Source organism: Vibrio sp. V43_P6S15P86 (assembly GCF_009904725.1).
GTDB lineage: Bacteria > Pseudomonadota > Gammaproteobacteria > Enterobacterales > Vibrionaceae > Vibrio > Vibrio diabolicus.
This window is the reverse complement of sequence record NZ_WXWT01000003.1, coordinates 1-5718: the sequence shown is the minus strand read 5'-3', so window position 1 is coordinate 5718 and position 5718 is coordinate 1. Positions and strand designations below refer to the sequence as shown.

Here is a 5718-nt window from a genome sequence, read left to right as displayed (position 1 = left end):
GTTAAATGTTATCAAAAGGTTACGCTAAGTTCTCCGTAAAGCATCCTTGGTTTCACCGAGTTAATGTTATTGCGGTCATACTGATTTTTTTTGTGAGCTGTTATCAGCTCTTGGTGAATGAAGCATTCGAGTACGCAATTGGGTTTGTTATTACACTTTTGGCGTCAGCTTTATTTGCATCAGCTTCCGCATTCAAAAAGCGCTATTTAGGTTTGGATTCTTAGGCGTGTTAATTTCCTAGCGGTTCAATTGAGTCATTTATTGCTTTCAAGCAAATATTGAACTGAATTATGATCGAGTGCATCAAGAGGGGGACAAATGTCCTCCTTTTTGTTAGGTGTCACGCCCTAATATAGGCATATTCCCAAACAAAATAATAAAGGACATCGACATGGACCTACTTGCCTTACTCGATATAAACAACACCCTGGTTAACATTCCAATTGGCGGCGGTTACGCAATGAGTTGGATCGAAGCTTTCGGTACGGTTTTTGGATTGCTTTGCATTTGGTTTGCTAGCCAAGAAAAAACCATCAACTACTTATTCGGTTTGCTGAATGTCACTCTTTTTGCCGTTATCTTTTTCCAAATTCAGTTATACGGATTATTACTTCTTCAACTGTTTTTCTTCTGTGCGAACATTTACGGTTGGTATGCGTGGACTCGTCCAAACGCGGAAGGTGAAACGCTGGAAGTACGCTGGTTAAACAAACAGAAACTCATCGCCACTGCTTCTATTAGCGTTGTGTCTATCGCGTTGTTAACCATCTACATCGACCCTTTTTTCTTTGCATTAGCAAACATTGCTGTTGATAGCTTGAATCTATTTGGTGCAGGTTTGGCTGATCCGGTACTTGAACCTGATGCGTTCCCGTTTTGGGATGCAACCATGACAGTACTTTCTGTTGTTGCACAAATTCTGATGACACGTAAATATGTGGAAAACTGGATTCTTTGGGTTGTGATTAACATCATCAGTGTTGGTATCTACGCGACACAGGGTGTTTATGCGATGTCTGTTCAGTATGCGATTTTGATGTTCATTGCTGCCAATGGTACGCGTGAATGGGCCCGTAGCGCCAAGCGCAATGGCGATAAAACCTTAGCTCAAGCTGCAGCTTAAGGAACGAAAAATGGCGAAACAACCTCATATTGGTGTTGATGAAACACAAGTCGCTCCTCTCGTCATTGTATGTGGTGAGCCAGACCGAGCTAATCGTATTGCCGCATTATTGGATGATGCAGAAATGATCTCGGAAAATCGCGAGTACCGTGTTTTTACTGGCAAATACAAAGACCAGCCTGTTTCAGTATGCAGCACAGGCATCGGCGCGCCATCAATGATCATTGCGATAGAAGAGCTAAAACAGTGCGGCGTAACTCATGTGGTACGTGTTGGATCGGCAGGTGCGATGCAATCTGGGATTCAGCTTGGCGAGCTGATCATTGCCGAAGGTGCGGTAAGAGATGAAGGCGGCTCCAAAGCGTATGTGGATTCGGCTTATCCGGCGTACGCAAGCTTTTCCTTATTAAAGGAAGTTGAGCGTTACCTGTCAGTACAAGAGGCGCGTTATCATTTCGGTGTGGTACGTTCTCACGACAGTTTCTATACCGATGACGAAGATGCGATATGCCAATACTGGAACAAGAAGGGCGTCTTAGGTGCCGATATGGAAACCTCAGCTCTGTTTGCCGTTGGCCGATTACGTGGCCTTCATGTGGCTTCGATCTTAAATAACGTCGTTTTGTATCAACAAGATGTGAAAGAAGGGGTTGGCCAGTACGTTGATGAAGCGAAAGTAATGATGCAAGGTGAGAAGCTTGCTGCAATGACGGCGCTAGAAGCGTTGATTGCTCAGAGATAGTCCGTACTAACTTCAGTAACTCTTATAAATCAATGAATGTAAAGCGACAGGCCACTGTCGCTTTTTTATTTGGTGTTACGGGGTACAATCCACCTGAGATAGTTATCAGTAACTTTTCTGAGAGAGCAGAGAATGAAAATCAGCCCGTATCCAACTGGCCGCTTCAAAACATACCTTGAAAAAAAGAGCCTTGCCTTTCGTGAGATGATCTATCAGTGTCAAATTAGTACGCGTTACTTTGATGCTGGGGAAGAAATTCTCCGTCAAGGTGAGCAACTTCAGTACTTATATGTTGTGCCGGTAGGTCGAGTGTCAATGAGTATATTGGCCGCGAATGGGCGACGCTTTCAATTAGGAGAGGCAAACTGCGACTACCATATCTATGGTGAAATGGAGTACTTCACTCAGACTCCTTGCCAATGGAATGTGATTGCAGATGAGCACATGCAGGTTGATGTCATCTGCATCCAAAAACTAACTGAAGTGCTACAAAAGCATCCAGAAATGATGGTGTTCTTTGCTTCAGCGTTGGCCGAAGATTATCAAGACTCTATGGATATCTATACCAATCGGTTATTGCATCCCATTACTTATAATATTGCGTATGATCTTTTCGTCCGTAATCAAACCAGCACATTGCTCGGTGGCTTTGACAAAGTAAATCAAGAAGCTGAGCGATTTGGTACTTCTGGTCGTGTTTATCGACGTGCAGTTAAAGATTTGATTGAAAAGGGATTGATTGCAAAAACGGAAAACGGGTTGGAGATTATTGATGAGCTTGCACTTAAAGCATTTATCGAAGCGCATGAATGATACACCTAGGTATTGCAATGAATGGTTTTTATAAGTCTTTGATATAGTTGAAGCTCGAATAAGCGTAACTAATGTAAAGTACCTTAAATTTTGTTGAATGCAGTAAAGAGTAACGTTATATTGCGAACGCGCATGATAATAGATCTCATTAAGGCTTAACAAAATGAAAAAATTCGTCGGTGCGGCTATGTTGTCGCTATTTACTGTTTCTCCTTCTTTCGCTGCTAAGGTTGTGATTGACCATTACATGGGTCAAACCGAGCTAGAGCAATCACCAGAACGCGTGGTTGTGATTGGCTTTGGTCCGCTAGATGCGCTGGACAACTTTGGTATCGATCCTGTTGCAGTCTCTAACTCTTCTAATCTGCCTAGCTACCTTTCAAAATACAGCAAAGATAACTACACCTCTGCGGGTAGTTTGTTTGAACCTGACTTTGAAACCATTTACATGCAAAAACCGGATTTGATATTGGTTGGTCCGCGAGCGTCTGCGAAATATGAAGAGCTGAGTGAAATTGCTCCTACGGTCGTTTTTGCTGCGAAAGAAAATCAAGGTTATTGGGAAGGTACGCAAGCACAGTGGCGCAATATTGGTAAAATCTTCGATATCGAAGAAAAAGTAGAGCAGAAAATTGAAGCGCTAGATGCTCAATTCAAAGCAATCCGTGACTACAATCAATCAAATAACAATGATGCGTTAACGATTTTAAGCATGGGTGACAACATCAGTGCGTTTGGAGCTCAATCGCGATTTGGTGTGATTTATAACGATTTCGGTTTCTTGGAAACGGTTGAACACGTGAAAACGGGCACTCACGGAGATGTTATTTCTTATGAATTTATTCGTGAAGCGAACCCGAAAAATATACTCGTAGTTGACCGCAATTCGCTGAAAGGCACGCCAGATAACGATATTCGTAAGTCCATGGATAACGACTTAGTCAAAGCAACCGCCGCATATAAGAATCACAAAATCACTTATTTAGATGTGGACGCGTGGTACTTGTCGATGTCTGGTGTGACTGCAACAGAAAAAATGGTCAGTGAGATCAAGCAAACCGTTGAACTGTAATCCAAGATAGCAGAGGTTAACTTTGAAAAAGTTATTGCTAACCCTTGTGGTTTTAAGCACGGTTTCGTTATTTGTTGGGGTGGCAAACATGACGCCCCAACAACTCTTTTCGGGTGATGAGAAAGCATTAGAGCTTTTCTTTACCAGCCGTATACCACGTTTATTTGCCATATTACTCGCTGGTGCTGGCTTGAGTATTGCGGGTCTTGTCATGCAGCAAATCAGCCAGAACCGATTCGCGGCACCTTCTACAACTGGTACGATCGAATGTGCCATGTTGGGCTACGTACTGAGCGTGGTTTTCTTTGGCAACGACAATCACCTATGGCTTGTCTTTGGTATCTCGGTATTTGGGACGCTGGCGTTTATTTTCTTTATTCAGCGCATTCAATTTAAGAGTGTGGTTTTTGTGCCTCTTGTCGGGATTATTTTCGGCAATGTCATCCAATCCATGACCACGTTTATCGCTTACAAATACGATGCACTTCAAAGTCTGAATGCTTGGACAGTCGCAAACTTCGCCAACATCTTGCGTGGTGATTTTGAACTGCTGTACATCGCGGTACCAATGGTTATCCTCAGCTATCTTTTTGCCGCAAGGATCTCTGCCGTAGGTATCGGAAAAGATTTCGCGATTAACTTGGGTTTGAATTATCAGCAGGTTGTGACGATTGGCGTGCTATTGGTGTCAATCATGTCAGCAAGTGTCGTGATGATTGTGGGGCAGCTGCCATTCCTTGGTCTGATTGTGCCGAACCTCGTGAGTCACTTTTATGGTGATAACCTCAAAAAGAACATTCCGCTTACGGCCATGTATGGGGCGACTCTAGTGCTGTGTTGCGACTTGGTGAGTCGTTTGATTATCTTCCCTCATGAAATGCCAATCTCTATCGTGATCAGCATATTGGGTGGTGTGGTATTCATCGCGATGTTGTTGCGAGGTAAGCAACATGCGTGATTCAACGAAAATCCTACTGCTAGGTGGCATTGCGGTACTTTTCGCATGTTTGTTTATTGGTATTGGGCTAACAGCTGACAACTACCAGTATTTTTTATCTCGTAGAGTTCCTAAAGTATTGGCGATAGTGCTAGCGGGTGTGGCTATTGCTCAGTCTTCACTTGTATTTCAAACCATTACGCACAACCGAATTTTAACGCCAAGTATCATGGGGTTTGATGCGTTGTATGTGTTGACGCAAATTTTGATCGTGCTGATTTTTGGTGGTTTGAGTACTTTAGTTCTTAACTTGTACGTCAATTTCGCGATTGCCGTAATTGTAATGGTGTCGTTTTCGTTATTGTTGTTTGGTTTTTACTTTTCTAAAGGAAGCAAGAACTTGATTACGTTGCTATTGGTCGGCTTGATCTTTGGCCAGCTATTTTCCAATGCAGCGTCATTTTTCTCTTTGCTGATGGATCCAAATACGTTTGCAATCGTTCAATCGAAACTTTACGCCAGCTTTAATAATGTCAAAGTGAATTTGGTTTACTTTAGTGCACCAGCTTTGATGTTTGCATGTTGGTTGCTATTTAGTATGCATCACACTTTAGATGTGTTTTGGCTCGACCAAGACAATGCGAAAAGTTTGGGCGTCGACGTACCTAAGGTGACGCGAAATGTATTCATTATCTCGGCGGTTCTGATTGCTATTTCTACGGCTCTAGTGGGACCAATCATGTTCTTTGGTTTGCTGGTGACCAACTTAAGCCGAGAAATGTTCCGAAGTTACCAACACAAAACGCTATTGGTCGGATGTTCGTTTCTATCCATCAGTTCACTACTTGCTGGGCAATGGATAATCGAAAACGTGTTCAGTTTTGAGACGACGTTGAGTGTCGTAATTAACTTTATCGGCGGTGCGTATTTCTTATACCTGCTGCTGAAAAACAAAGTTGTATAAATATGATAGTAATAGACAAATTAACGAAGGCTTTCGGGTCAAACAAAGTCGTAGACGAAGCCAAGAA

Annotated in this window: 6 protein-coding genes; all 6 read left to right on the top strand. The window is 42.7% G+C overall.

From position 1 onward, the window contains the following. Nucleotides 1-391 precede the first annotated feature (391 nt). The 6 genes from pnuC (at nucleotide 392) to vctG (ending at nucleotide 5651) form a co-directional block, all read left to right on the top strand. Nucleotides 392-1123, top strand: a complete 732-nt coding sequence (pnuC, locus tag CAG69_RS00120; protein ID WP_005397168.1) for a nicotinamide riboside transporter PnuC — start codon at nucleotides 392-394, stop codon at nucleotides 1121-1123. A 10-nt stretch (nucleotides 1124-1133) separates the two neighbouring features. Next, on the top strand, nucleotides 1134-1865 hold the full coding sequence (locus CAG69_RS00115; protein ID WP_161442091.1) for a nucleoside phosphorylase: 732 nt from the start codon (nucleotides 1134-1136) through the stop codon (nucleotides 1863-1865). A 132-nt stretch (nucleotides 1866-1997) separates the two neighbouring features. After that, nucleotides 1998-2678: a Crp/Fnr family transcriptional regulator gene (locus CAG69_RS00110; RefSeq protein WP_161442089.1), complete on the top strand. Its 681-nt coding sequence runs from the start codon at nucleotides 1998-2000 to the stop codon at nucleotides 2676-2678. Nucleotides 2679-2841: 163 nt separating this feature from the next. Continuing rightward, complete coding sequence (locus CAG69_RS00105) at nucleotides 2842-3750, top strand: siderophore ABC transporter substrate-binding protein (protein WP_134645591.1); 909 nt, start codon at nucleotides 2842-2844, stop codon at nucleotides 3748-3750. Nucleotides 3751-3772: 22 nt separating this feature from the next. Continuing rightward, nucleotides 3773-4708 (top strand): iron chelate uptake ABC transporter permease subunit VctD, encoded by a 936-nt coding sequence (gene vctD / locus CAG69_RS00100; RefSeq protein ID WP_161442087.1) that lies wholly within the window; start codon nucleotides 3773-3775, stop codon nucleotides 4706-4708. Next, complete coding sequence (vctG, locus tag CAG69_RS00095; protein WP_161442085.1) at nucleotides 4701-5651, top strand: iron chelate uptake ABC transporter permease subunit VctG; 951 nt, start codon at nucleotides 4701-4703, stop codon at nucleotides 5649-5651. The genes vctD and vctG overlap by 8 nt, the downstream gene beginning before the upstream one ends. Nucleotides 5652-5718: the final 67 nt, after the last annotated feature.